Origin of the sequence: Opitutus sp. GAS368, from assembly GCF_900104925.1 — a bacterium.
Taxonomy (GTDB): domain Bacteria; phylum Verrucomicrobiota; class Verrucomicrobiia; order Opitutales; family Opitutaceae; genus Lacunisphaera.
Genome location: NZ_LT629735.1, coordinates 1,173,504 through 1,199,301, shown reverse-complemented (window position 1 = coordinate 1,199,301; position 25,798 = coordinate 1,173,504). Strand labels below are relative to the sequence as shown.

Genomic DNA, 25,798 nt, shown 5'->3' with positions numbered 1-25,798 from the left:
ATGAGCGACACGAGCAAGGCCGTCTTCCTGAGCTACGCTTCCCAGGATGCCGAGGCCGCGAAGCGCATTGCCGATGCGCTGCGCGCCGCGGGCGTCGAGGTGTGGTTCGATGCCGAGGGCGGGCTGGAGCACGGCGACGAATGGGACGCCAAGATCCGCCGGCAGATCAAGGAGTGCGTGCTCTTCATCGCCGTCATCTCGGCGAACACGCAGGCGCGGGAAGAGGGCTATTTCCGCATCGAGTGGGAACTGGCAGCGCAGCGCGCCCTCGGCATCGCCAGCGGCGTGGCTTTCATCCTCCCGGTCGTCATCGACGGCACCAGGCAACCCGGCGCGCTGGTGCCCGACCGATTCCGCAGCGTGCAATGGACCAAGCTGCCCGGTGGCAACGTGCCGCCCGACGTGCTGCAGCGCTTCCTGAAACTCTGGTCGCACCGCGCCGGCATGTTGAAGCCGGCGGCGGCCGAAGTGGTGGCGGATGGATCGGGTGGTAGCGAGACACCGCGCGGCGCGGGTCGATCCCGTCCGATCTGGCCCTGGCTGGTGTTGGGCGTGCTGGCCGTGGGCGTGGCATATTTGATTTTCAAGCCCCGGCGCAGCCCGGAGGAGATCGCGAAGATCGTGGCCGATACGCAGAAGCTCGCGCAGGCCGTCACGCCGCCCGCGGCCCCCCTGCCCGGCGACTGGCCAAAAGACCCGGAGCTCCGGCGCGCGATGGACCTGCTCAACGGCTCCGAGGCCAACTCGGAGGACTTCACGCTTGCCGAGGAGATTGCCAACCGCGCCCTTACGCAGCGGCCGACCGATCCGGAGGCGGTGATCGTCATGGCGCGCACGCAGGGAGCGTTCCTGCAGCGCGGCTTCGACCGCTCGGACGAGCGCATCGCCCTGGCCCGCCGCTACGCGGAGCGGGCCGTGCAGCTCGCCCCGAACGACGCCGAGGCTCTGGCCGCGCTGGGGTCGTTCGTCGCCCGCTCCGACCAGGCGCGCGCGATCGAGTTGCTCAACAAAGCCATCGCATTGAGGCCGGCCGAGCCGTTTATTTACCGGCAACGGGACAACGCGATGTTCAACAACCCGCAGGTGCCGGCGGCCGACGCCATTGCCTCCACGGAGAAAACCGCGGCGCTTTTTCCCGGCGACGCCCTGGCGCACTACGAGCTCGCCCGCCACTATCGCGACGTCGGTCGCATCGCCGAGATGGAGCAGGAACTCGACCGCACCATTGCGATCACCCCGATCGCCAACGCCATCGTCTGGAAATCGCGCATCGCGCTCTGGGGGCGCGGTGATCCGGCGGAAATGAAGGCGCTCCTGGAGCGGGTGCCGGGGCGCGTGCGTTCGCTGGAGCGGGTCGTGTTCAGCCGCTGGGCCTACGCGATGGCGACCGGGCAGTGGGAAGAGGGCCGGATCGCGCTGGAGGACCTGACGAGCAACTGGATCGAGGATTTCGACTACATCGGGCCCAAGGCGCTGCTCGCGGCGCAGCTGCTGGAGCAGCAGGGCAAGCCCGAGCTCGCCCGGTTGAAATACGAGGCGGCGCTGGCCGAGCTGCGCGCCCGGCAGGCGCGCACCCCGGGCAACGCCACGCTGCGCTCGCTCGAGGTCTGGATCGCGCACGGCCTGGGCCGGGACGAGGACGCCCGCACGCTCAACCGCACGCGGCTGGAGTCCATCCGCCGGCCCTACCAGTTCGCCCAGCTTTCCGACTGGTGGTTCTCGGCGATTCCCAGCTGCCTGCTCATCGGCGACCGCCCGACCGCGCTCGCGCTCATCCGCGAGGCGGTGACGCCGGCCAAGGCGGTGGCGTGGGACCGGACGGAGGCACAAAGACTGGGGGAGGGCGCGCCGGACACGACGGCCGCGGGCGGGCGGGCGGCGCTCCGGATGCGGTTCAAGTTCGACCCGCGCATGGCGCCGTTCCGCGGCGACCCGGAAATCCAGGCATTGCTGGCCGAGCCGGGGGAGAAATCCGCCGCGGCCACGCCGAACATTGACGACAAATCCGTCGCCGTGCTGGCCTTCGCCAATCTTTCCGACGACAAGGCCAACGAGTATTTTTCCGACGGCATCAGCGAGGAACTGCTCAATGTGCTGGCCAAGGTGCCGAAGCTGAAGGTGGCGGCCCGGACCTCGTCGTTTTATTTCAAGGGCCGCAACGAGCCCATCCCTGAGATCGCGCAGAAGCTCGGCGTGGCCTACGTCGTCGAGGGCAGCGTGCGCAAGGCCGGCGACAAGGTTCGCATCACGGCGCAGCTCATCAAGGCGGCCGACGGCTTCCATGTCTGGTCGGAGACCTATGACCGCGACCTGAAGGACATCTTCGCCGTGCAGGACGAGATTGCGAAGAACATCCTCGGCGTCGTGAAGGGCAGCCTGCTGGGCGAGGCGGAACTGCCGCACGCCACGACGACCAAGATCGAGGCCTACACGTTTTTTTTGCAGGCGCAGGGGGCGTTCGCCAAACGCGGCGAGGCCAACCTGCGGGAATCCATCCGCCTGTTCGAGGCCGCGCTGGCGATCGATCCGGACTACGTGCCGGCCCTGGTCGGCCTGGCGCAGGCCCGCGTGGTGCTGCCCAACTACGCCTACCTGAGCGGGGTCAAGGCGCGGGAGATCACGGACGGAGCGCTGCAGGCGGCGCGGCGGGCGCTCGCGCTCGATCCGCAGAACGCCGCGGCCCATGCGGTCATTGGGTGGGAGCTGTTCCAGTTTGAATGGCGGTGGAGCGAGGGCTTGGCGGAGGTGCTGCGCGCCCGGGACCTGGCGCCCAACGACCCATGGAACTGGAATTGCCTCGGCGACTATTACCGCTACGTCGGCGACTATCCCCAGGCGCTCAGCGCCAAGCAGCGGGAATGGGAACTCGACCCGCTCAGTCCCAACAGCCACTGGGACCTCAGCTACAGCAATCTGGTGGGGGGCAATTACGACCAGGCCATCCACTGGTCCGAGATTTGCGTGGGTCTGGCGCCGCACAACGTGGACAGCTACATGCCCGCGATCCTGGCCGCCGGGCGGGCCGGCCGGCTGGACCTGATGCGCCGGACCCTGGCGGCGGCCCGGCAGAATATTCACGAAGGCGAGGGGATGCTGCTCCTGCTCGGAGCCTACTGCGCGATCCTGGAAAAAAAGCCCGATGAGGCGCACCGGTTGCTCGCCCAGGCGGTGCCGCTGGCGGAGGGAGCCAGCGCCTCGCCCTCCTACCTCGGCTACTGCTACCTCCTGCTGGGGGAGGCCGATCAGGCGCGCATCTGGCTGCAGCGCGGCTACGACCGCTACGACGAGGCGATGGTTTGGAACGAAATCATCGATTTCGACGTGATCGCGGCCAACCCGAAGACCCGGCCGATTCTCGACCAGCCCAAGCTGAAGGAGCTCTATGAACTCCGCCAGCGCAACGCCCGCGCGGGCTTGAACAAACTGTGAGCGCCGCGGAGAACAAAGCCGTCTTCCTCAGCTACGCCTCGCAGGACGCCGAGGCGGCGAAGCGCATCGCCGATGCCCTGCGCGCCGCGGGCGTCGAGGTGTGGTTCGATGCGGAGGGCGGGCTGGAGCACGGCGACGAATGGGACGCCAAGATCCGCCGGCAGATCAAGGAGTGCGTGCTCTTCATCGCCGTCATCTCGGCGAACACGCAGGCGCGGGAAGAGGGCTATTTCCGCATCGAGTGGGATCTCGCCGCCGAGCGCGCCCGCGGCATCGCCAGCGGCGTGGCTTTCATCCTGCCCGTGGTCATCGACGACACCAAGGAATCCGGTGCACTGGTGCCGGACCGCTTTCGCACGGTGCAATGGACCAAGCTGCCGGGCGGGAATATTTCGTCCGAGGTGCTGCAGCGTTTCCTGAAACTCTGGTCGCACCGCACCGGAGCGCTGAAGCAGACGGCGGCTGATCCTGGTAACGCCGGGCTCGGTTCGGCCAGGGTCTTGCCGGCGTCGAAACGCCGGGTTGTCTGGCTCCTGCCCCTGGGGATCGCCTTGCTGGCGGCGGCGGGACTCGTACTCTGGCGGATGTCGCTCAAACCCGACGCGACTCCGGCCGTCGCTCCTCTTTCCGCGACTCGCCAGCTGGCGGCGAAGTCTCGCGCCCTGCTCGCCGCGGGGCGGGTCGTCAGTCGTGAAACCCTGGCCGCGGCGGATGATCTGGCCGGACAGGCCCTGAAGCTCGACTCGACGGACGCCGAGGTGCTCGCCACCTCTGCTCAGGTGGATGCCTTCATGGTCTACCGGGGGTTTGATATTTCCGAGGGGCGACGCCAGTCTGCGGCCAAGCGGGCGCAACGGGCCCTCGCGCTCGCCCCCGGTTCCTTCGAGGCCCGGCATGCCCGGGCGGTGGTGGCCGGATTTCTCCCGGGGTCGCCGGACATGCTGGCCGAATCGGAACACATTTATCGGGAGCTCTGGCAGGAACGACCGGCCGACGACGTCCTCGGGCAGGAACTCGGCCGGGTACTGCAGGACGAGAATCACTTTGCCGACGCCGCGGCGGTCTTTTTGCGGGTCAAGCAGCCGTTGGATGCCGGTTGGGCGTATTTTTTCGGCGGTCAATTTCAGGAGGCGGACAAGGTCGCGGACCGCCTGCTGGCGGAAAAGCACGACGCGCTGACCTTCGTCCTCAAGGCCAACGTGGAGCTGTTCGGTTTCGGGGACATGGCCGCCGCGCAAGCGGCCGTCGGCCAGCTGACCCCGACGGAATTGCTGAACGATGACGCGGCCGGCATCGCCTTGCGGCTGGCGGTGGTCCAGCGCGATGCACCTCGGATCCTGCAATTGCTCGGCGCCTTCGCGAATCCCTTCGTCTCGATCGGGGGGGTCAACTACCCCCGGCAATATTGGACCGGCCATGCCCAGCAGATGTTATCACATCCGGAAGCGGCCCGGAGCGAATGGCACGGTGCGTTGCAGGCGGTGGAGGAAAGGCTCAAGTCAAATTCCGCTGACGCCGAGTCCCTCGGTTGGGTCGCCGTGTTGCAGGCGCTGCTCGGGGAAAAAGAGGCCGCCGGGCAAGCGCTGCGACTTTACCTCAATTACAACCCCGTCGCCCCCGGGAGATGGGATTGGTGGGAAGGGTTGACGATCCTGCATTTGGGCGGACGCAATGACGAGGTCCTGGACCGGCTGGCGGGCGAACTCCGGCGACCTCACGGCCACCGGATGCTCTATCTTTTCGCCCGCTCCGGTCCTGAATTCGATCCCCTCCGCGCTGATCCGCGGCTGGAGGCTTTGCTCCGGGAGACCTTGCCCGCGGGCATGAAGCCATTCACCGCAACCACCGACCAGCCGGCCGGGGCCAAGGTCGACGATAAATCCGTCGCCGTGCTGGCGTTCGCGAATCTCTCCGACGACAAGGCCAACGAGTATTTCTCCGACGGCATCAGCGAGGAGCTGCTCAACGTGCTGGCGAAAATCCCTGGGCTGAAGGTGACGGCGCGGACGTCGTCGTTCCACTTCAAGGGCAAGGACACCTCCATCCCCGAAATCGCCCGGCAACTCGGCGTCGCCTACGTGATCGAGGGCAGCGTGCGCAAATCCGGCGACAAGGTCCGCATCACGGCGCAGCTCATCAAGGCCGCAGACGATGCCCACGTGTGGAGCGACACTTTCACCCGCGACCTGAGGGATATCTTCGCCGTGCAAGATGAGATCGCCGGCCTCGTGGCGCGGAATCTCCAGCTCAAGCTCGGGACGGCCGAGGTCCGGCGTGAAGTGGACCCCGAGGCGCACCGGCTGGTGCTTGAAGGGCGGCATTTCTGGAACTTGCGCTCGGAGGACGGATTCACCCGGGCCGAGGCGGCATTCCGCCGGGCGATTGCGCTCGCCCCGGAATTCGCCGCCGCCCATGCGGGTTTGGCCGATGTGTTGGCGACCCGGGCCGGTTACCGGGCCTACGAAGGCGTGCTCGATTCCTCCATCGGGTTGGCCCGGACCGAGGCGGAGCGGGCCATCGCCCTGGATCCGGCGATGCCGGAGGCATATCCCGCCCTGGGCCTCATCCGCATTTGGGAGGGCCACCCGGCCGAGGCGGAGGAGATCTTCCGAAAGGCGCTGTCGTTGAACCAGAACTATGCGCTGCCGCATCACTGGCTGTCGCTGGTCTATGAAACCGGGGGCCGGATCGACCAGGCGCTCACCGAGATCGGCCGGGCGGTCGCACTCGATCCGTTGTCCGGCATCGCGGTGGGCACCCACGGGCGGATGCTGATGGAAGCGGGCCGGTATGCCGACGCGATCGTCGCCTACGAACGGGCCGCGGCGCTGCTGGCCGACCGGCCGACGTTGCAAGCCGGCCCGGCGCTCTGCCTGTTCCGCCTGAACCGTGGCGAGGAAGCGGTGGCCCGGGCGAGAAAAACCCTGGCCGGGCAAACGCGTGAGCTGCGTCTTACGGCTGATGCCGAAGCCATCTATGTGCTCCGGCGGAACGGACATGAAGCCGAAGCAGCTGATCACGCCGCCCGCGTCCTGCCGGGTTTCCGCGCGGACAGTTACCAGCGCGGCGCGGTGCTGGCGGCACTGGGCCGCTGGGCCGAGGCGGCGCCTTACCTGGAGCGCACCCTCCCGATCATGCGGTATGTGTTTTACTGGGATCCGATGTGGGATGAATGGCGCGACGATCCGCGCTTTCAACAGCTGCTGGTGAAGCTCGATTGCGCGGAGGAATACAAGGTCGCGCGTGAGACCCTGGTCCGCCTGCAACAGGAACGGAAAGCCAAGGAATGAGCGACGCCACCAAAGCCGTCTTCCTTTCTTACGCGTCGCCGGCCTTCGCCAAGGCTACGGCCCGGCAGGCAGGACGCCGTCTGAAATCGGAGGGCAGGCATGAGTGAACCGGGCAAAGCGGTTTTCCTGTCGTATGCGTCTCAAGATTCCGAGGCGGCGAAACGCATTGCCGATGCCCTGCGCGCGGCCGGTGTCGAAGTGTGGTTCGACCAGAGCGAGCTGGTCGGCGGCGACGCGTGGGATGCGAAGATCCGGAAGCAGATCAAGGAATGCGCGCTGCTGATCCCGATCATCTCGGCGAATACGCAGCAGCGCACCGAGGGCTATTTCCGGCTGGAGTGGCGGCTGGCTGATCAGCGCACGCACCTGATGGCAACGGGCCGGGCATTCTTGCTGCCGGTGGTCATCGACGACACGCGCGACGCCGAGGCCCATGTGCCGGACTCGTTCACCGAGGTGCAATGGACGCGCCTGCCCGGCGGCGAAACGCCGCCGGCGTTCACGGCGAGGGTCAGGAAGCTATTGAGCGGCGCGGAAATAGAGCCCGGGCGACCCCGCCCGGGACATGAAACACGCGGCGAGGTCGCCGCGCCTCCAGGAAGCCGCGGCCCATCCAGGTGGTGGTGGGTGTTGCCGATCTTCGGCGTGACGATGGCGCTGCTCCTCGTGATGAAGGAAGGGCGCAAGGAACCGCCGCCGGTCGTCGCGCCATCCGCCTCCTCCACCCAGGCCGAAACGGAGCAGTTGCGGCGGCAGATCGTGCCCGACCGGTGGCAGCAGGAGGATTTCCAGGCGATGGCCCCGCGGCTCGACCGCATCATCCGGGACGACCCGGACAACGCCGACGCCTGGGCGCTGCGCAGCCTCATCGAGAGTCTGCAGGTCACGCGCAATTTCGACGCGGGCACCAAGCCGCTGGAGGCCGGCAAGAACGACGCCGACCGCGCCTTGCGCCTCGCCCCGCAGTCGCCCCTCGCCAGCCTGGCCATGGGGATGCACCTCGTCGCGATGATCAGCCGCGGCGGCGACGCCCAGGCCTGCCGGCCGTGGCTTGATCGCGCGGTGGGGGCGCTCCCGGCGAGCCCCTTGACGAGGTATTGCGGCGGGGTTTCACGCTGGCTGTCCTATGACTTCGCCGAGTCCGAGCGGGAGATGCACGCCTGGATCGAGGCGGAACCGCACGCCGGATTCCCCAATTGGATCCTCGCGCAGCTGAACATGGTCGCGCGGCGGCCCGACCAGGCGGAACAGTTTGCGACCGAAGCGGCCCGGGATGACGGCATCACGGGGATCAGGGCGCGCTACACGCTGTTCGAGTCGAGCTACTATCTCCGCGCCGACCTGGCCCGGAGTCGCGAGATTCTGCAGGGGATCCCGGCCGGTGGCAGCACGGTGCACCGCGTGGTGCATGCGCGCTGGCTGGTGGCCATGGCGGGACACCGGTGGGACGACGCCCTGCAGGAGCTCGCCCGCCTGCCCGAGAATTTTCTCTTCGACCGGGCGTTCCACGGACCGAAGGCGCTGCTTGCCGGCATGGCCCATGCGCGGGCTGGCCGGGCCGACGCCGCGAACGCGCAGTTCCGCGAGGCCGAGCGCCTGCTGCGCGAGCACCTGGCCGCGGACCCGGACAACGAGGAGCTGCATGCCGTGCTGGCGGTGGCCCTGGCCTGCCTCGGCCAAGCCGACGCGGCCCGCAGCGAGCTGGCCCTCGTCGAGCCGTTGGTGAGCGGCCGCGCGGCCAATGTCTACCGTGGTTCGCTCGTTATCCAGATCGCCCAGGTCCGCTGCCTGCTCGGCGACTACAGCGCCATGGCGACCTGGGTGCGGAAGCTGTTCGCCGAGAAATCGGCGTTTCCCTTCACGCCCGCCTCGTTCGCGCTCGACCCCCGCTTCAGCGGCGGGCTGGACGCGCCCGGGATCCGCGCGCTGCTGCAGGAGTTCGCCGCTCTCGCCCCGGCCCAGGCAAGCAGCGATGGCAAGTCCGTTGCGGTGCTGGCGTTCGCGAACCTCAGCGACGACAAGGCCAACGAGTATTTCTCCGACGGCATCAGCGAGGAGCTGCTCAATGTGCTGGCGAAGATCCCCGGGCTGAAGGTCTCGGCGCGGACGTCGGCGTTTTATTTCAAGGGCAAAGAGGTGCCGGTGCCGGAGATCGCGCGGCAGCTCGGCGTGGCCTACGTCGTCGAGGGCAGCGTGCGTCGGCAAGGCGACAAGGTCCGCATCACGGCGCAGCTCATCAAGGCGGCGGACGGCTTCCACGTGTGGAGCGATACCTTCACGCGCGACCTGAAGGACATCTTCGCCGTGCAGGACGAGATCGCCGGGCTGATCGCGAAGAATCTTTCCCTCAAGATGGGCATGGTGGCGGCCCGCCCGACGGTCGACCTGGAGGCCTATCAGGAGTATCTCACCGGGAAGGCGCTGTTCGCCAAGGCCAGCAACAACGATTTGCGGGCGGCCGTCGGGCACTTCGAGAAGGCGGTGGCGATCGAGCCGGGCTTCACGGCCGCGTGGGTGCAGCTGGCCAGCGCACATACGCGGCTCGGGCGTTGGGGCGGCACCCCGACCCTGCAGGCCTGGGCGGCGGCCCGGGCGGCAATCGACAAGGCCCGGGCCCTCGAACCCGAATCGCCGGAGGTGTTGCTGGCGCTGGGCTGGATTCTGCGCACGGCCGAGTGGGATTGGCGCGGGGCCGAACAGGCTTTCCGCCGCACGCTCCAGCTGCAGCCCAACCAGCCTGACGCACTGGCGGGCGCCGCAGTCCTGTTGTTCAACATCGGCAAGACGGAAGAGGCTTATCGTTTGGCCCAACAAGCAGTGGAACTCGACCCGCTCAATGCCTCTACGCAAATCGACCTGAGTATCATGTTTTACATGAATAAAAACTGGGCCGAGGCGGAACGGACGGCGCGCCAGGCCCTGCAGCTGGCGCCCGGCGGGTCCAGCTACCGTAGCATTCTGGCGTGGGGCCTGATCGGCCAGTGGCGTTATGCCGAGGCCGAGGCCGAAATCGCCCAGGACCGAGACGGGATCGACCGGATCAACGCCAAGGGCCTCCTGGCCCTCGCCCGCGGACAGGAGAAGGTGGCCCGTGATCAGCTTGCCCAGCTCGAGGGAGAATCCCGCGCCGATGGCGATCTCGCCGACCTGCAGCAGTCGATTGCATGGCTGTGTGCCTGCCTGGGTGAGAAAGACCGGGCCTTCGCCGCACTGGAAAGAGCAGCCGCTTCACGAGACCCGAGCATGGCGTGGTTGATCAACAGCTGGTATTTGGAACCGCTGTATTCCGATCCACGCTGGCCGGTGCTGGTGCGCAAGCTTGGCCTCGCGGACGACCAGTTGAAGCAGCCCTAGAACTCGGCCGCGATCTCGGCGACCTGCCGCTCGTAGGTGATGCCGCTGTCGGGCGGGAAGTGCTTCAGGCCGTCGGCGCGCAGGGTCGGGGCGTGGAGGCGGACGTAATCGTCAAATGCCTTGCGCGAGGGGAAAACATATTGCGTCTCCACGACGGCCGGGGCGGTGTTGCTGGCGCGGTCGGGCAACACGATGCGCACGCCCGTGGCGCCGCCTTTCATCACCTCGATCACGTGATTGGGCGAAAGCCATGCGAGGTAGCGGCCGCGGACTTGGACGGACGGGCAGGTGGTGCGGACGGTGTAGAGGATGGCGGGCATGGGGAGAGCGGAGGACGGAAGACAGAGGACAGAAGTCAGATTCAAACCACGGGAAGTCAAAATACAAACGCCCGCCGGGTGGCGGGCGTTGATGGAGGTGGAGCGCGGCGTCCTGCCGCGCTTTTAAAAACCCGTCCGGAGGCCGGGTTCCACCTTACTTACTTGGCGACAGCGCCCGGAACCGTGCCGGCCTTGATGAGATACATCTGGTCGGGATTGAGGTGTTTCTTGATGGCGCCGTTGACCTGTTCGAGCGTGAGCCCGCGGATGACGTCGGAATACTGGTCGAGCCAGCCCACGTCCTTGCCACGCTGGACGGCGATGAGCAGGTTCTGGGCGAGGCCGTTGGTGGTGGCGAGACTCACCTTGAAGGAGCCGATGAGGTTGTCCTTGCGGCGGGCGAGCTCGTCGGCGGTGACACCCTCCTTATACCAGAGGTCGAGCTGACGCTTCGTGGAGGCGATGCCCTTGTCGAGCAACGACGGGGCGAAGGTGGCCGTGATGGACCAGTCGCCGTCGGTGAAGGTGTCGTTCTTGAGCGAGGAGCCGATGCCGTAGGTCAGGCCCTCCTTGTCGCGGACGTTGCCCATGAGGCGGCCGGTGAAGCCGCTGCCGAGGATGGCGGTGGCGGTGCGCAGGGCGAAATAATCCGGATCGCCGTAATGCAGGCCGGTGGCCTGGCCATAGGTGACGCTCACGCTGGTCTTGTCGGCCATGAACACGGTTTGCTCCCGCGGGGCGTCGGTCGGCGCGGACTTGGGCACGGCGAGGGGCGGCGTGCCGCCGGTCCAGCCGGCGAAGCTCTTGCCGAGCTCGGCCTGCAAGGCGGGGATGTCGAGGTCGCCCGCGGCGATAATGGTGAAGTGAGCCGGGCCATAATGCCTGGCGTGAAACTGCTTCACCTGATCGAGGGTGGCGGCTTGGACGGCGGCGATCTTTTCGTCGGGCGGGGCCTGGCGGTTGGGATGACCGGTGGAGTAGACCGCGCGGGTGAAAGCGTCGGTGGCGCGGAAGTCGGTGCTTTCCTGCGCACGCTTCAGGTGGCCGACCATCTGCTGCTTCAGGCGGTCGAACTCCTCCTGGGTGAAGGCCGGCTCGCGCAGCTGCTCGGCGATGAGCGAGACGACCAGCGGCACGTCCTTGGCGAGGCAGCGGGCGTTGAACTCTGCGTCGTGGTCCCCGGCGGAGAAGTCGATGGAGGCGCCGACAGCGTCGAGCATCTCGGTGATCTGGGCCTTGGTGTGCTTGGTGGTGCCGCGGTCGAGCATGCCGCCGACCAGACTGGCGATGACGGGGTTGTCGGCCGGGTCCTTGGCGTCGCCGGCGGGCAGCGAACCGCGCAGGTAGACGACGTCCTTCACGCCGGTCTTGCAGGCGATGACGTCGATGCCGGCGACCTTGGTGCGGACAGTGCCGGCGGCGATCTGGGCGGACGCCGCGGAAACGATGATCCCGAGGGCGGAGAGGAGATAAAACAGGCGTTTCATGTTATGGTTTGTCATTCTGAACGGAGTGAAGAATCCAGGGGCAGTCGCGAAGCGTTTCAGGTGCGGGAATTCCGATGGATCCTTCGTTGCACTCAGGATGACAGGTTGTGGGTGTTGTAAGTGTTATTATTTGGCGGGCTTGGGCGCGGGCGCGGCGCCGGCCGCGAGCGGGATGAACCACCCGGTGGTGCTCTGGTCGCCGTTGAAGTACTTGTTGGCGATGCTCTGCACCGAGGCCGGCGTGACCTTCTTGAACTTGTCGCCGACAAGCACGAAGTTCTGCCAGTCGCCCGTGGCGATGTGCTCGTTGAGCTGGCCCGCGATGGCGAAGGAGCCGTCGCGTTGGAACGACATGTCGGTGATCTGCTTGGCGACGGCGGCGTTGACCTCCTCCGGCGTGACGCCCTCCTTCTTCAGCTTCTCCACCTCCTCCAGGATGATCTTCTCGACCTGGTCGTGCGTGGCGCCGGGGGCCATCGCGGCGAAGAGGATGGCGAGGGACGGGTCGCGGAAGTAGCCGGGGAAACCAAAGACATTCGTCGCGAGACCCTTGTCGACCAGCGCGCGGTAGAGGCGGCTGTTGTTGCCGTCGGTCAGGATGTCGGAGAGGATCTGGACGGAGGCCCAGTCGTCGTGGAGGCCGGCCGGGCTCTTGTAGCCGACGGCGACAACGCCGAGCTGGCCGGCGCGCTTGACGGTGACGCGGCGCGGGCCGGACTGCTCCGGCTCCTCGGTGTACATGTCGGGGATCGGGTGCGGGGCCTTCGGGTAGACGCCGTAGAACTTTTTGACCAGGCCGAGCGCCTCCTCCGGCTTGAAGTCGCCGATGAGGGTGACGGTGGCGTTGTCGGGCCAGTAGAAGGTGTCGTAGAACGCGCGGAGCTTCTCGATCGGCACGCGCTCGATGTCGCTGCGGTGGCCGATGGTGGAATGGTGGTAGGGGTGGGCGACGAAGGCAGCCTGGTAGATCTCCTTGATCAGCGCCTGGACGGGCGAGTTCTCGCCGCGCTCGAATTCGTTGCGGACGACGGTCATCTCGGGCTTGCGGTCGTTGTCGTCGAGCTTGAGGTTGCGCATGCGGTCGGCCTCCATCTCGACGACCATCGCGAGGTGCTCGCTGCCGAGGGTCTCGTAATAGTTGGTGCGGTCGAGATAGGTGGTGGCGTTGTACTGGGCGCCGGTGCGCTCGAGGAGCTGGTCGACGTTGTTGCCCTTGGCGCGGTCGCGGTTGAGGGTGCCCTTGAACATCAGGTGCTCGAGCAGGTGGGTCGAGCCGGTGCTGCCGGTGACCTCGTTGCGGGAGCCGACGCGGTAGGTGACCATGAAGGTCAGCACCGGCACGGAGTGGTCGGGCAGGAGGAGGACCTGCAGGCCGTTCGAATCGAGGCGGTATTCATCGATGCCGCCGAGGGACTTGACGTAGCTGAAGCCCTCGACCGACGCGGGCGCTGCGGACAGCGCGGCGGTCGAAACGAGGAGCACGCACAACGCGAGGAGACGTTTCATCATAAGCATGGGGGAGGAAGCGCCCAACCTAGTGTTCCCGGTCCCTGCTGCAACAAGACAAAAGCGACCGGGCGCCAATAAACCAGGCCTGTAGGGTCGGCGCTTGCGCCGACCTAGTCCGCAGCGTCCGGAAGCGATTTTCCAAACTGCCGGGCCTCCGCCAGCCATTCCGGTTGCGGGAATCCGCCTGATCTCATTTTATCCTCAAATCCCTACCGCACATGCCGGCCTGGAATCCATCCGGGCCAGGATTGTTGCAACGGGCAGAGGTTTGCGCAGTAGGGATTCATGAAAATATAGAAGGCGAAGTCTTCGGTCGAAGCCGTCTCGCGCAGACGGTGCTCGAAGAAATTCAACTGTCACGTCATCCGGTTGCTCGTGCGGGTGATCGCCGCCTTGATCTTGGCGACCACCTGGCTGACGGTGAGCCGCACTCCAAGTTCCAGCAAAAGATGAATGTGATCCGGCATGATGGTGCCGGCGAGGAGGGTGCCATCACCTGAGGCATCAATGGCCAGCAGGGATTGCCGCGCGATTGTTCGGGTGGGATCAACGATCAGCAGCGGCGCGCGTTTGGCGGTGCACCAGGTCAGGAAATAGCGGGTGCCGGGAGCCGAAGCGCGGCCCTTGAGCAGGTTCTCGGTGTGGCGGAGCTTGAAGGCCATGCGGGAACGTCCCGGTGGGCGTAGGTCGGCGCAAGCGCCGACCCTACAGGGAATGCAGTATCTTCTCCCGCAGGTGGGTGCACCGGAGTTTCGACTCGGCATTGCGCACGGCCATGCCGTAGGCCGCGGGCTCGCCGACGATGAAGACCTTCTTCCGGCCGCGCGTGATGGCGGTGTAGATGAGGTTGCGCTGCAGCATCACGAAATGCGCCTTGAGCAGCGGCACGATGACGACGGGATACTCGCTGCCCTGCGACTTGTGGATGCTGATGGCGTAGGCGAGGGCGAGGTCGCTGAACTCGCCGCGCTCGAAGGTGTGCTTCGCGCCGTCGAAGTCGGCCGTGAGCGTGCCCTTCACGCCGTCAATGGAGCGCACCTGCCCGATGTCGCCGTTGAAAAGATCCTTGTCGTAGTTGTTGCGCAGCTGGATGAGCTTGTCGCCCGGGCGGAACTCGCCGCTGACGGTCTTGAGGCCCGGCGTGCGCCCGTTGAGCGCGGCCTGGAGCGCGGCGTTGAGGTTGCCGACGCCGGCGACGCCCTTGTGCATCGGGGCCAGCACCTGCACGTCGTTGACGGGATCAAACCACTTGAAGTGCTGCGGAATGAACTTCGTGCAGAGTTCCGTGACCTTCGCGAGGCAGTCCTCAGGCGAGGACGCAGCGATGAAGTTGAGGTCGCTCCACGCCTGCGCCTTGGCGACCTCGCTGACGACCGGCGGCGGCGTGTTGTTGCCGCCGTTGATGGCGTGGGCGACCGTGACGATGAGGCTCTGGTCCTTCTGACGGTAGACGACCTCCAGGCGCGTGACCGGAATAAGGGCTTGGGAGTAGGAACCTTGTAGGGTCGGCGCTGGTCGCCGGACCGGTCCGTCCACAAGGGACGACCCTACGGCAATCAGATCCTTCAACACGTTGCCGGCACCCACGCTGGGCAGTTGATCCACGTCGCCGACGAGCACGAGGTGCGCGCGGACCGGCACGGCGGACAGCAGCGCGGCGGCGAGGCGCGAGTCGAGCATCGAGGCCTCATCCACGATGAGGAAATCCGTGGCGAGCGGCGCCGACTCGTTGACGGTGAAGCCCAGCTTCGTGCCCTCGAACTTGAGCAGGCGGTGGATGGTCGAGGCATAGCCGCCGGTCGTCTCGGCGAGGCGCTGGGCGGCGCGGCCGGTGGGCGCGGCGAGGTGCACGCGGGCCTTCTTGGCCTTCAGGATCTCGACGAGGGCGCGGAGGATGGTCGTCTTGCCGGTGCCCGGGCCGCCGGTGAGGATGCTGAACTTGTGGGAAAGGGCGTGGTGCAGCGCGGCACGCTGGAGGTCGTGGAATTGGAAGCCGGCCTTCTCCTGGGCCCAGGTGATGGCCGCCTCGACCTTGATGGCGGGCAGGCCGGAGGGGACGGAGTTAAGGCGCTGCACGACCTCGGCGATCTTGCGCTCGGCGCGGTCGTTGGCGGGCAGCTGCAGGAACGATGACGGATCGCGGAAAGGTGGAGCGCGGCCTCCGGACGCGCTTTCAGGATTCGCGACCGCAACAAACCCGTCCGGAGGCCGGGTTCCACCTTCATGCTGCACAATGCTCTTATCCTTGAGCAGCGCATCGATGCGGACCTGCAGCAGTTCCGCGGAGGTTTCGAGGAGGGTCGCGGAATAATCGACGAGTTCGCCGCGCGGGTAGGCGGTGTGGCCCTCCTCCTGCAGCGTCTCGAGGGCGTAGATCAGGCCGGCGTCGAGGCGCGGCGGGGCGTCGTTGGCGTAGCCGAGGTTGATGGCGATGCGGTCGGCGGTCTTGAAGCCGATGCCGTCGATCTCGCGGGCGACGCGGTAGGGCTCGTCGGTGATGACGCGCCTGGCCTCGGGGCCGTATTTGTTGACGAGCTTCACGCACTGCGAGGTGGTGACGCCGTAGGTCTGGAGGAAGATGTGCACCTCGCGCAGGGTCTTCTGTTCCTCCCAAGCGGTCTTGATGGCGGTGGCGCGGACCTTACCGATGCCCTCGACCTTGCGGAGCTTGCCTGATTCCTCGCTGAGGACGCGGAAGGTGTCGGTGCCGAAGGTGTCGACGATCTTGTTGGCGTAGACCTTGCCGATGCCCGGCACGAGGCCGCTGCCGAGGTATTTGCGGATGCCGTAGACGGAGGAGGGAAGCTCGGATTTGTGCGTGGCGATCTTGAACTGGGCGCCGTGCTGCGCGTGCTTCGTCCACTCGCCGGTGAGCTGCAGCGTCTCGCCGCACTGCACCCCCGGCAGCGCGCCCACGATGATCACCCGATCCTCGGCGGTCTTCGCCGCCTCGGGCCGCAGCTCGGCGATGGTGTAGTGGTTCTCCTCGTTGAAGAAGATGATGCGCTCGAGGACGCCGGTCAGGGAGATGGGGACGGGAGCAGCCACGGAGGCCTACAGATGCACACAGATGCGCGGCGAGGCAACACCGGGCGTGCAAACCCGGTTTCTGTAGCGGCGGTCTATGACCGCCGCCCGGCGCTCATGGAGCGCCGCTACAGGTTGTTCGACTTCTCCTCCTCAGGGTTTATGGCTCAGGCATGCGTTATTTCGAGGACCTGAAGGTCGGGGATAAATTCAACACCGCGGAATACGAGATGACCGCGGCGGAGATCATCGCCTTCGGGCAGAAGTTCGACCCGCAGCCCTTCCACACCGACCCGGCGGCGGCGGGCGGCACGCTGTTCGGCCGGCTGGTCGCCAGCGGCTGGCACACGGCGGCGGTGAGCATGCGGCTGATGGTGCTCGGCGAGATGGCGCTCGACGGTGGCGTCATCGGGCAGGGCATGGAGTCGCTCCGCTGGCCGCGCCCGGTGCTGCCCGGCGACCGGCTGCGGGTGGTGACGGAGATCCTGGAGCTGCGTGACGCGCCGGCCCGGCCCGAGCGCGGGCTGATCAAGCTGCGCTGCCGCACTTACAACCAGGACGGCAAGGTCGTGCAGGAGATGACGGCCACGCTGCTGGCGGCGCGCCGCCCGAAGTTGTAGGGCCGGCGCTTGCCGCCGGGCCGCAGAAAGTCCGTCGACGAGCGACGACCCTACAGACAGGCTGGCATAAAAAAGCCCGCCGGGCCGGGCGGGCTGGAAGAGGAAGCGGAGGCGCTCAGGGTTTTTGCGCCGGGGCGGGCATCGCCTTGGTTTCCTTCATGTCGGCCTCGAATTGCGTGGTCAGATCCTTCATCTTCGGCATGAGGTCGCGCTGCATGGACTGCATGAGCGGCATCATGCGCTGCATGATCTGCGGCTGCTTCGCCAGCATGGACTGGCCCTCGGCCGACTTGAAGAAGGCCACCATGGCCTTGAGCTCGGCCTCGCTGTAGACGTCGGCGTAGATCTGGTCCATCTGCGCGAGCATGCCCTTGGCGGATTCCATGGAGAGGTCCATGATCTTGCCCTGAAACTCGTCGAATTTCTTCCGCTGCGCGGGCGTGGCCTGCGGCGGGAGCGCGCTGGAGGCCATCTGCGCGGACATCTGCTTCATCTGGGCCATCATGCTGTCGAACATCTTGTCAGCCTTCACGGCGGCGATGGCCTCGCGCGCGAGGGTGAGCTTGGTGGCGTTGTTGTCCTGGGCGAAAGCGCCGGTCGCGAGCGCGAGCAGCACGGGAAGGAGGCGGGTGAATTTCATGGGGTGAAAGGATGGGCGCGGACAGCCTCGCGATCCGGGCGGCGGACGCAATGCCATTGCGCGGGCTTTGCCCTTGTTGCGGCGGCGGCCGGGGATAGAAACGGGGCATGACCCCCGCCGCCAACGTCCTGATCGCGCTCGTCGCGCTGCTGCACCTCTGGTTCCTCGTGCTCGAGATGTTCCTGTGGACCACGCCGTATGGCCGCCGGGTGTTCCAACTCACCCCGGAGAAAGCCGGGCTGACCAGGTCGCTGGCGATGAACCAGGGCCTCTACAACGGCTTCCTCGCCGCCGGGCTGGGGTGGGGACTGCTGGCCGGCGCGGACGGCCATGTCATCAAGGTGTTCTTCCTCTCCTGCGTGGTGCTCGCGGGCGTGTTCGGTGCCGCCACGGCCAGCCGGAAGATCCTGTGGGTGCAGGCGGTGCCCGGCGCGGTGGCGCTGGGTCTGGTCTGCGCGGCCGGATGATCTGAACTTGTAGGAGCCTGCTTGCAGGCGATGCGAAAGCGATGCGGTTCTCGGGTCGCCTGCAAGCAGGCTCCTACAAAATGAGTGCGCGGCCGGCCGCGGCGAGGTCGGGGAAGACCGCCGTGGCGCCGGCGGCGCGCAGCTCCGCCGCCGTGTGCGTGCCGGTGGTGACGCCGAGGAACGCGAGGCCGGCGTTGTGCGCGGTGGCCAGGTCGTAGGGCGAGTCGCCCACGAGCGCCGTCGTGGCGGCCGCGCCGCCGATGGCCGCCAGCACGTGCGCCACGAACCGGGCGTCGGGCTTGAGCCAGGGCGTGTCGTTGGCCCCGAACACGCCGGCCAGCAGCGGGTCCAGGCCGAGGTGCGTGCAAACCTGGCGCGCGGCGGGACCGCGCTTGTTGGTCAGCACGCCGCAGCGGGTGCCCGCGGCCGCCAGCTCCGCCAGCAACCCGGACGCGCCGGGCAGCAGGATGACGTCGTCGAGATTGGTGGCGTTCCAGTGCTCGATGAAGAGCGGCAGCGCCGCGGCGACGTTTTCGCGGCCCGCGAGCCGGGCGATGGCCTCGTCGAGCCCGCCGCCGACCGCGGCGCGGACCTCGGCGAGGGTCGGCTCGCGCAGCCCGAGGCGGCGCATGGCGTAGACATGACAGCGGTGGATGGCCGAAAAATGGTCGATGAGCGTGCCATCGAGGTCGAAGAGGACGGTGCGGAAACGCATGGGACGCCCGCAGGGAAACCACGAAACATACGAAAGACACGCAAAATACGGGAACAGAAAATTCTCGTCCCGGTTGAATAGGGGAGTGAGAGTAACGCCATGAGTCAACCTGGAGCCCCTGCCCGTGCCGGCGCCTCGCTGGCGGCTGACACGCTGACGGTGCAGGTGGCGGGCGACTGGCGCATCACGGCCCCGCACCCGGACTGGACCGACCTGATCGGTGACCGGCTGCCACGGCGCGTGGTGCTGTCGGGGGCGGAACTGGGCGCGTGGGACAGCTCGCTGGCGCTGTTCGTCTCGGCGGCCCGCCGCTGGAGCGAAGCCAACTCCATCGCCCTCGAGTTGGAAGCGCTGCCCGCCGAGGCCCTGCGGCTCGCCGCCCTGCTGGTCGAAGAACCGCCCGCGCCCGCGACGCAGCCGCTGGGCCTGCCCAACCTGCCCACCGCCATCGGCACGGAGACCGTCCGGCTCTGGCGGGAAACGAAGGACCTGGCCCAGCTGGTCGGCGAATGCGCGTTTAGCATCGGTCGGTTTTTCCGCGGCCACGCCCAATTCCGCTGGCGCGACTGTTTTGCCGAAATGCAGCAGTGCGGCGCCATGGCGCTGCCCATCGTGGGCCTGATCAGTTTCCTGGTCGGCGTCACGCTCGCCTACACCGGTTCGCTGGTCGTGCGCCAATACGGCGGCGACATCTGGATCGCCGACATGGTGGGCCTGGCGGTCGTGCGCGAGATGGGCCCCATGATGGCGGCCATCGTGCTGGCCGGCCGCACCGGCGCCGCCTTCGCCGCCACGCTGGGCAACATGAAGGCCAACGAGGAGATCGACGCCCTCGCCACGCTCGGCGTCTCGCCGATCGACTTCCTCGTCATGCCCCGGATCGTCGCGCTGTTCTGCATGATGCCGTTCCTCGCGCTCTATTCGGACGTCGTCGGCATCCTCGGCGGCATGGCGATCGCCGGGGCCCAGCCGCTGAACATCCCGGCGAACCTCTATTTCTCGGAGATGCAGACGATCGTGGACCTGTCGGACATCAACACCGGCGTGATCAAGGCGGGGGCGTTCGGCCTGCTCATCGGCCTGGCCGGCTGCTGGCGCGGCCTGCAGGCGGACCGCAGCGCGGCCGGCGTGGGGCAGGCGGCCACGGCCGCCGTGGTGACGGCCATCCTGCTCATCATCGTGTCCGATTCCATCTTCGCCGTGGCCTTCAACATCCTCGGTTGGTGAACCCCGCATGAACGTCGCCCCCGCCAACCCAGTCCCGGCCATCGAGGTCACCGACCTGGTGTGCGCCTACGGCGACCGCGTCGTGCTGGACCAGGTGTCGTTTGCGGTGAAACGCGCGGAGGTCTTCTTCATCATCGGCGGCAGCGGTTGCGGCAAGAGCACGCTGCTCCGCCATATGGTCGGCCTGCACACCCCGGTGGGCGGCACGGTGAAGTATTCCGGGCGCGACTTCACCGCGGCCTCCGCCGCCGAGCGCAAGGAACTGCTCCGCACCTTCGGCGTGCTCTACCAGTCCGGCGCCCTCTGGAGCTCCATGACCGTGGGCGAGAACGTCGCCCTGCCGCTCGAGCTGCTGACCGACCTCCGGCGCCGCGAGCGGGAGGAGATCGTCGCCCTCAAGCTCGCCCAGGTCGGCCTCGCCGGCTATGCCGACTACTATCCGGCGGAGATCAGCGGCGGCATGAAAAAACGCGCCGGCCTGGCGCGCGCCCTCGCCCTTGACCCGGCCATCGTGTTCTTCGACGAGCCCTCGGCCGGCCTCGACCCCATCACCTCGCTCAAGCTCGACGAGCTGGTGCGCCAGATCCGGGACACGCTGGGCACCACCATCGTCATCGTCTCGCACGAGCTGGCCAGCATCTTCGACCTCGCCGACCGGGTGGTGATGCTCGACCGCGACGCCAGGGGCATCATCGCCGAGGGCGATCCGCGCCGGCTGCGGGAGGGCAGCGCGGACCACCGGGTGCGGGAGTTTTTGAATAGACGTGGCGCGACGGTTCGGCAACAAGAGGAGCCTGCCCCGTGAAAACCAAACTGAGTCCCGCCACCGTCGGCATGTTCATCCTGGGGGCCCTGACGCTCTTTGTGGTGGGATTTCTCTCGTTCGGCGGCTCCAACATCTTCGTCAAGCCCGCGCGGTTCCTGATCTATTTCAGCGAGTCGGTCAGCGGCCTCGACCCGGGCGCCCCGGTCAAGCTCAACGGCGTGCGCGTGGGCCGCGTGGCGGCCATCAACGTCCGCTATGACGCGGCGAGCAAGGAGGCGCTCGTGCAGGTGACCTGCGAGGTGAACCGCAACATCCTCACCGACAGCACCGGCGTCCAGGTCGACCTGACCAACCCGGCCCGGATGCAGGAGCTCATCGACCGCGGTCTGCGCGCCCGCGTCAACCTCACCGGCATCACCGGCCTGCTCTTCGTGGAGCTCGATTTTGAGGACGTCCGCAAGTATCCCCCCAACCCCCGCTTCATGGCCGAGCCCCTGCCGGTCGTCCCCGCCATCACCTCGCCCATCGCCGAGGTGCAGCAGAGCATCGTGGAGATCGTGGCCAACCTCAAGCAGGTGGATTTCACCGGCCTCTCCCGGCAGCTGAAGACGCTCCTCGCCACCACCAACGACAAGGTGTCCGCCCTCGACACGAAGGCCCTTGGCGACAAGGTCGGCGGCGCTGCCGACGCCATCACGGCCTTCGTCAACTCCCCCGAGGCGAAGCAGACCTTTCTCAACCTCAACGCCGCCCTCACCGACCTCCGCGTGGTGCTGGCCCGCCTCGACGGCAACATCGGGCCGCTCAGCGACGAGATGAAGAAGACCATGGCCGACGCGCAGACCGCGCTGAAGTCCCTCGAGGCCGCCGCCGCCACCACGCAGCGCTTCGTCGCCTCCCAGGGCAACCTGGGCGACGAGGTCACCACGTCCCTCCACCAGCTCTCCGATGCCGCCGCGGCCCTCGAGCGGCTGTCCGACGCCCTCGCGCGCAACCCCAGCTCCCTCATCGTCGGCAAGAAGAAACCCGGCCAGCCATGAAGAACTTCGCCCGCTTTTCCGTCCTCGGTCTTCTGTCCTCCGTCTTCTGGTTGCTCGCCGCCTGCAATCTCCCCGCGCCGCAGGCCGACACCGTGCGGTATTTCACGCTCAGCGGCCCGGTCGCGGCGGCGGCCGACGGCGCCACGGTGCGCCCGGTGCAGCTCGCCGGCCACCTGCGCAACCGGGCGATGGCGGTGCGCATCTCGGCGAACGAGATCGTCTACAACGAGGATGTGCGCTGGGCCGAGGCGCTCGACGACGCCGTCACGCAGCTCCTGCGCGCGCGCGTCGGCGCGGCCGGCGCCGGCAGCATCATCACCGTGCAGATCCAGCGTTGCGAGCTGGTCCGCGCGGAGGGCAACAGCGTGCAGCTCGCGGCGACCTGGACGATCTTCACGCCGGCCACCGATGGCGGCGGCGGCGCGCGGCATGGCAGCTTCACCGCCAGCCCGCGCACCTGGGACGGCAAGGACTACGGCACGCTCGTCGGCCAGATCCGCGATGCCGTCAACGAGCTCGGTGACGCCCTCGCCGCCGCGGCGGGCGGGAAGTAACGGAGAACAGAGAACCGAGGACGGAGAACAGAGGACAGATACCGCCACACAGCCAAAACAAACCTAGCGACCCGACGCTTAATCCGTTCTCAATCGTCCGTCCTCGGTCCTCTGTAATCCGTCCTCCGAAAAATGGCCTCCGCCGTTGAATCCAAGCTCCGCGACCTGCTCGAACTGGCGCAGGTGGTCCTCGACGACCTGCCCGTCGGCCTGCTCGTCCTCTCCGCCCACGGCAAGCCGCTGTGGTTCAACCGCGAGGCCGAGGTCGTGTGTGCCGTGTGGAACCGCACGCCGCTCCGGCGCGACGCCCTGCCGCTGAAGCGCGCCGATTTCACCGTGCCCGAGGTGTTGTGGAAGGAATGCCAGGCGCTGCTTGCGGCGGACAACCCGGCCCGCGCCGCGCCCGATGCCCGCATCATCGGCGAGGCCGACCGCGGCCTGCACGCCGTCATCCGCCTGCAGCGCCGTCCGGGCCGCACCGGGCCGCCCGCCTGCTTCCTCCAGCTCGACTACCGCCGGCCCCGCGGCGATCGCGACCGTCCGATTTCCCCCGGCGCGCTCAGCCTGCTGTCCCGCCTGACCTTCCGGGAGCGCGAGGTGGCCCTGCGCGTCCGCGACGGCCTGACGACGGAGGAGATCGCCAAGGAACTCCGCCGCAGCAAGCTCACGATCAAGACGCAGCTCGCCGGCATTTTCCGCAAGCTCGGCGTCGCGAACCGCTCGCGCGTGACGGCGATGCTGAATCGCTGAGCTTTTGGACCGCCTGATTCAAGGCGGCCCAGCGCTACGCAAAATTGCGTAGTCGCGAATCTTTCGCGGCCGGCCCCGGCGCTCATTCTGTGGGCAGAATGAGCATGCGTGCAGTCGAGATACCGGTTCTTCAAGGGCATATTCGGACGAGAGCCACCGTCTTCGCAAACACCACCCATATGACCGATTTCAGCCTTAGACCGTCACCCAAGGCGATTCCCCGGGGAAACTAAAATACTAACAATAAACCAAAAGAGGAATGCCATGAATGATGCGAATGAACCCAAACCCACGCGTAAACGGGCTATCTGGATAGCCATGTTAGTCACGTTGGTGGGATTGACGATCCTGCCAGGCTTCACCTGCACAGCGGAAAAGGGTGCAGATGGGAGCTTCAAGGGGTCGATGCAGACATAATAATCCCACAGGCGGCCGCCTAGTGCGGCCGCCTGTATCTGCATGAAAGCTGCAATGAGTTCACGACTGCTTTTTTCTCTGCTGCTGGCCTCTGCGCTGGTTGGGTGTAACTGGACGCAGATTCTTGCTTTCCGGTCGCAGATGCGCGCCATCACTGAATTCACGGCTTGGGAAGGAAATGAAAACGCGACCTTCGTCTTTAAGCAGCCGCTGTTGACGATACGGGATTTGAATGATTTTGACGTGTATCCTGAGATGCTCGATGAGCGGAACGCCGTGCTGCGCTATCATCGGGTGAATGCCCCTCCCGGGACAGCGGTGGACTATGAAATCCGCCTGCTGTTTGTTGAGGGCAAGCTTGCCGGTTTAATATTTCCTCCTCCCTTGCGGGACGGTCTCGGGAAGGGGAACATTGTCGGGTTTTTTGCGATGATGGGCGGCGGAGATTTTCCGCCCGGTGTAGGGCTGAGGGCTTTCCCCAAGTCACAGTTAGTTGCAGCCAATCTTTTCCCAAAAGCGATGGAACCCCTGGGTCGCGAAGCCATGGTCCTATTAATACCAGCAGATAGCCGGAATCGACCGATCGATATCAAGATGACCGAGCGAGAAAAGCAGCCCGGGTATTACAGCGAATGCCTCATCAGTTTTAAACGCCGTACCGAGGCAAGTTGGACAAGATAGCAATCTCAACACCCCCCGCGCTTCGCGCCACTCCTATTCATGGTGGAAGGGGATCCAATCGATATTTGCATGAATCCCCTCTGTGCAGAGGGTTACCCGGAGGGCAGGGTGTGCAGGATTGAAGGATAACCCCCTTTCTATGGTCGAAAGAGGAAAACGCGCTGGGGTCGGCGCGGCTCCACCACCAAACTCACTTCAGCGCGGCGGCGATGCGGGCCAGGGCGGTGGTGACGTTCTCGCGGGAGTTGAAGGCGCTGATGCGCACGTGGCCCTCGCCGCACTTGCCGAAGCCGGCGCCGGGCGTGCAGACGACCTGGGCCTTGTTCAGCAGCAGGTCGAAGAATTCCCAGGAGTCCCGGCCGGTGTTGACCCAGATATAGGGCGCGTTGTCGCCGCCGATGCACGTCATACCGAGCTTTGTCACCGCCTCGCGGATCAGCTTGGCGTTGCCGAGGTAGAAATCCGTCAGTTCGCGCGTCTGCTTCTGGCCCTCGGGCGTGTAGACCGCGGCGGCGGCCTTCTGCACGGGGTAGGAGACGCCGTTGAACTTCGTCGTGTGCCGGCGGTTCCAGAGCGCATGGACGGCCTGTTCGTGGCCAGCGGCATCGCGAGCCTTGAGCGTCTTCGGGACGACGGTGTAGGCGCAGCGCAGGCCCGTGAACCCGGCGAGCTTCGAGTAGCTGCGGAACTCGATGGCGACGTCCCGCGCGCCCTCGATCTCGTAGATGGAGCGGGGGATGCCCGGCGTACGGACATAGGATTCGTAGGCGGCGTCGTAGAGGATGATCGCGTTGTGCTGCTTGGCGTAGGCGACCCAGGCGGCGAGCTGGGCCTTGGTGGCGACGGCGCCGGTCGGGTTGTTGGGGAAGCAGAGGTAGATGAGGTCGGCGCCGGTCGACGGCGGCGACGGCACGTAGCCGTTGGCCGCGGTCGAATCGAGGTAGGTGATGCCCGAGTAGCGGCCGTCCACGTTGGCGCCGGTGCGGCCGGCCATGACGTTGGTGTCGACGTAAACCGGATATACCGGGTCCGGGATGGCGAGCTTGGTATCGGCGGCGAAGATTTCCTGGATGTTGGCGACGTCGCACTTCGAGCCGTCGCTGACGAACACCTCGTCGGGCTCCACGTGGGCACCGAGGGCCTTGAAGTCGTGCTGCGCGATGGCCTCGCGGAGGAAGGCGTAGCCCTGTTCGGGGCCGTAGCCCTTGAAGGTGGAGCGGTTCGCCAGCTCATCGGTGGCGGCGTGCAGCGCCGCGATGCACACCGGCGGCAGCGGCTCGGTGACGTCGCCGATGCCGAGGCGGATGACCGGCTTGCCGGGGTTGGCGGCGACGTAGGCGTTCACGCGCTTGGCGATGTCGGCAAAAAGATAGGAAGCCTTCAGTTTCGAGTAATGGTCGTTAACGCGGATCATGGGAGCGGAGAGAAAGGGTGGCTGGGGCGCCCCTCCTTCGCCCTGTTGGGCTACGGAGGGCTCGTCCCCGGCATAAATGCCGAGGCGAGGA

Annotated in this window: 19 protein-coding genes; 11 read left to right on the top strand and 8 right to left on the bottom strand. The window is 66.7% G+C overall.

Going from position 1 to position 25,798, the window contains the following annotated elements; all coding sequences use genetic code 11:
* The 3 genes from BLU29_RS05145 (at position 1) to BLU29_RS05135 (ending at position 10,073) form a co-directional block, all read left to right on the top strand.
* The gene (locus BLU29_RS05145; protein ID WP_157693641.1) at positions 1-3,429 is read left to right on the top strand and encodes a TIR domain-containing protein; all 3,429 of its coding nucleotides are present in this window, start codon (positions 1-3) and stop codon (positions 3,427-3,429) included.
* On the top strand, positions 3,426-6,719 hold the full coding sequence (locus tag BLU29_RS05140) for a TIR domain-containing protein (protein ID WP_091055663.1): 3,294 nt from the start codon (positions 3,426-3,428) through the stop codon (positions 6,717-6,719). The genes BLU29_RS05145 and BLU29_RS05140 overlap by 4 nt, the downstream gene beginning before the upstream one ends.
* A gap of 99 nt (positions 6,720-6,818) precedes the next feature.
* Positions 6,819-10,073: a TIR domain-containing protein gene (locus BLU29_RS05135; protein WP_091055662.1), complete on the top strand. Its 3,255-nt coding sequence runs from the start codon at positions 6,819-6,821 to the stop codon at positions 10,071-10,073.
* Here the strand turns inward: BLU29_RS05135 and BLU29_RS05130 are convergent.
* From BLU29_RS05130 to BLU29_RS05110, 5 genes are all read right to left on the bottom strand, one after another.
* Complete coding sequence (locus BLU29_RS05130; RefSeq protein WP_091055660.1) at positions 10,070-10,393, bottom strand: DUF4286 family protein; 324 nt, start codon at positions 10,391-10,393, stop codon at positions 10,070-10,072. The genes BLU29_RS05135 and BLU29_RS05130 overlap by 4 nt on opposite strands.
* Before the next feature lie 158 nt (positions 10,394-10,551).
* Positions 10,552-11,880 (bottom strand): pitrilysin family protein, encoded by a 1,329-nt coding sequence (locus tag BLU29_RS05125; RefSeq protein ID WP_172830215.1) that lies wholly within the window; start codon positions 11,878-11,880, stop codon positions 10,552-10,554.
* A 126-nt stretch (positions 11,881-12,006) separates the two neighbouring features.
* The gene (locus tag BLU29_RS05120; RefSeq protein WP_231962314.1) at positions 12,007-13,389 is read right to left on the bottom strand and encodes a pitrilysin family protein; all 1,383 of its coding nucleotides are present in this window, start codon (positions 13,387-13,389) and stop codon (positions 12,007-12,009) included.
* 356 nt (positions 13,390-13,745) lie between these two features.
* Positions 13,746-14,051, bottom strand: a complete 306-nt coding sequence (locus tag BLU29_RS05115; RefSeq protein WP_157693640.1) for a transposase — start codon at positions 14,049-14,051, stop codon at positions 13,746-13,748.
* 43 nt (positions 14,052-14,094) lie between these two features.
* On the bottom strand, positions 14,095-16,437 hold the full coding sequence (locus BLU29_RS05110) for an AAA family ATPase (protein ID WP_091055656.1): 2,343 nt from the start codon (positions 16,435-16,437) through the stop codon (positions 14,095-14,097).
* A gap of 152 nt (positions 16,438-16,589) precedes the next feature.
* Here BLU29_RS05110 and BLU29_RS05105 point away from each other — a divergent pair, with 152 nt between their 5' ends.
* A complete protein-coding gene (locus tag BLU29_RS05105; RefSeq protein ID WP_091055654.1) occupies positions 16,590-17,036 on the top strand; it encodes a MaoC family dehydratase in 447 nt (148 codons plus the stop codon).
* A 115-nt stretch (positions 17,037-17,151) separates the two neighbouring features.
* Here BLU29_RS05105 and BLU29_RS05100 read toward each other — a convergent pair whose 3' ends face one another.
* Complete coding sequence (locus BLU29_RS05100) at positions 17,152-17,676, bottom strand: DUF2059 domain-containing protein (RefSeq protein ID WP_157693639.1); 525 nt, start codon at positions 17,674-17,676, stop codon at positions 17,152-17,154.
* A gap of 107 nt (positions 17,677-17,783) precedes the next feature.
* Here BLU29_RS05100 and BLU29_RS05095 point away from each other — a divergent pair, with 107 nt between their 5' ends.
* Positions 17,784-18,143, top strand: coding sequence for a DUF1304 domain-containing protein (locus tag BLU29_RS05095; RefSeq protein WP_091055651.1), 360 nt, complete (start codon positions 17,784-17,786; stop codon positions 18,141-18,143).
* 73 nt (positions 18,144-18,216) lie between these two features.
* On the opposite strand, the gene BLU29_RS05090 is transcribed toward BLU29_RS05095, so the two are convergent.
* On the bottom strand, positions 18,217-18,858 hold the full coding sequence (locus tag BLU29_RS05090; protein WP_091055649.1) for an HAD family hydrolase: 642 nt from the start codon (positions 18,856-18,858) through the stop codon (positions 18,217-18,219).
* Between the two features lie 99 nt (positions 18,859-18,957).
* Here BLU29_RS05090 and BLU29_RS05085 point away from each other — a divergent pair, with 99 nt between their 5' ends.
* From BLU29_RS05085 to BLU29_RS05060, 6 genes are all read left to right on the top strand, one after another.
* Positions 18,958-20,085, top strand: coding sequence for an ABC transporter permease (locus BLU29_RS05085; RefSeq protein WP_091055647.1), 1,128 nt, complete (start codon positions 18,958-18,960; stop codon positions 20,083-20,085).
* Positions 20,086-20,092: 7 nt separating this feature from the next.
* Positions 20,093-20,890: an ATP-binding cassette domain-containing protein gene (locus tag BLU29_RS05080; protein WP_091055645.1), complete on the top strand. Its 798-nt coding sequence runs from the start codon at positions 20,093-20,095 to the stop codon at positions 20,888-20,890.
* Entirely contained in the window at positions 20,887-21,891 is a 1,005-nt protein-coding gene (locus BLU29_RS05075) for an MlaD family protein (RefSeq protein WP_091055643.1), read from the top strand. Before BLU29_RS05080 ends, BLU29_RS05075 begins: the two co-directional genes overlap by 4 nt.
* Entirely contained in the window at positions 21,888-22,445 is a 558-nt protein-coding gene (locus BLU29_RS05070; protein WP_091055642.1) for an ABC-type transport auxiliary lipoprotein family protein, read from the top strand. The genes BLU29_RS05075 and BLU29_RS05070 overlap by 4 nt, the downstream gene beginning before the upstream one ends.
* 132 nt (positions 22,446-22,577) lie before the next feature.
* The gene (locus tag BLU29_RS05065; protein ID WP_091055640.1) at positions 22,578-23,195 is read left to right on the top strand and encodes a helix-turn-helix transcriptional regulator; all 618 of its coding nucleotides are present in this window, start codon (positions 22,578-22,580) and stop codon (positions 23,193-23,195) included.
* Between the two features lie 471 nt (positions 23,196-23,666).
* On the top strand, positions 23,667-24,293 hold the full coding sequence (locus tag BLU29_RS05060) for a hypothetical protein (protein WP_091055639.1): 627 nt from the start codon (positions 23,667-23,669) through the stop codon (positions 24,291-24,293).
* A gap of 190 nt (positions 24,294-24,483) precedes the next feature.
* Here the strand turns inward: BLU29_RS05060 and BLU29_RS05055 are convergent, their stop codons facing one another.
* Positions 24,484-25,707 (bottom strand): LL-diaminopimelate aminotransferase, encoded by a 1,224-nt coding sequence (locus BLU29_RS05055; RefSeq protein ID WP_091055637.1) that lies wholly within the window; start codon positions 25,705-25,707, stop codon positions 24,484-24,486.
* Between the last annotated feature and the right edge of the window lie 91 nt (positions 25,708-25,798).

Excerpts from the sequence above, each read along its gene's own strand:
- BLU29_RS05085 (WP_091055647.1), top strand. The coding sequence starts at position 18,958 with ATGAGTCAACCTGGAGCCCCTGCCCGTGCCGGCGCCTCGCTGGCGGCT.
- BLU29_RS05065 (WP_091055640.1), top strand. The coding sequence starts at position 22,578 with ATGGCCTCCGCCGTTGAATCCAAGCTCCGCGACCTGCTCGAACTGGCG.
- BLU29_RS05090 (WP_091055649.1), bottom strand. The coding sequence starts at position 18,858 with ATGCGTTTCCGCACCGTCCTCTTCGACCTCGATGGCACGCTCATCGAC.
- BLU29_RS05100 (WP_157693639.1), bottom strand. The coding sequence starts at position 17,676 with ATGAAATTCACCCGCCTCCTTCCCGTGCTGCTCGCGCTCGCGACCGGC.
- BLU29_RS05055 (WP_091055637.1), bottom strand. The coding sequence starts at position 25,707 with ATGATCCGCGTTAACGACCATTACTCGAAACTGAAGGCTTCCTATCTT.
- BLU29_RS05070 (WP_091055642.1), top strand. The coding sequence starts at position 21,888 with ATGAAGAACTTCGCCCGCTTTTCCGTCCTCGGTCTTCTGTCCTCCGTC.
- BLU29_RS05115 (WP_157693640.1), bottom strand. The coding sequence starts at position 14,051 with ATGGCCTTCAAGCTCCGCCACACCGAGAACCTGCTCAAGGGCCGCGCT.
- BLU29_RS05120 (WP_231962314.1), bottom strand. The coding sequence starts at position 13,389 with ATGATGAAACGTCTCCTCGCGTTGTGCGTGCTCCTCGTTTCGACCGCC.
- BLU29_RS05125 (WP_172830215.1), bottom strand. The coding sequence starts at position 11,880 with ATGAAACGCCTGTTTTATCTCCTCTCCGCCCTCGGGATCATCGTTTCC.
- BLU29_RS05080 (WP_091055645.1), top strand. The coding sequence starts at position 20,093 with ATGAACGTCGCCCCCGCCAACCCAGTCCCGGCCATCGAGGTCACCGAC.
- BLU29_RS05135 (WP_091055662.1), top strand. The coding sequence starts at position 6,819 with ATGAGTGAACCGGGCAAAGCGGTTTTCCTGTCGTATGCGTCTCAAGAT.
- BLU29_RS05145 (WP_157693641.1), top strand. The coding sequence starts at position 1 with ATGAGCGACACGAGCAAGGCCGTCTTCCTGAGCTACGCTTCCCAGGAT.
- BLU29_RS05105 (WP_091055654.1), top strand. The coding sequence starts at position 16,590 with ATGCGTTATTTCGAGGACCTGAAGGTCGGGGATAAATTCAACACCGCG.
- BLU29_RS05130 (WP_091055660.1), bottom strand. The coding sequence starts at position 10,393 with ATGCCCGCCATCCTCTACACCGTCCGCACCACCTGCCCGTCCGTCCAA.
- BLU29_RS05095 (WP_091055651.1), top strand. The coding sequence starts at position 17,784 with ATGACCCCCGCCGCCAACGTCCTGATCGCGCTCGTCGCGCTGCTGCAC.
- BLU29_RS05060 (WP_091055639.1), top strand. The coding sequence starts at position 23,667 with ATGAGTTCACGACTGCTTTTTTCTCTGCTGCTGGCCTCTGCGCTGGTT.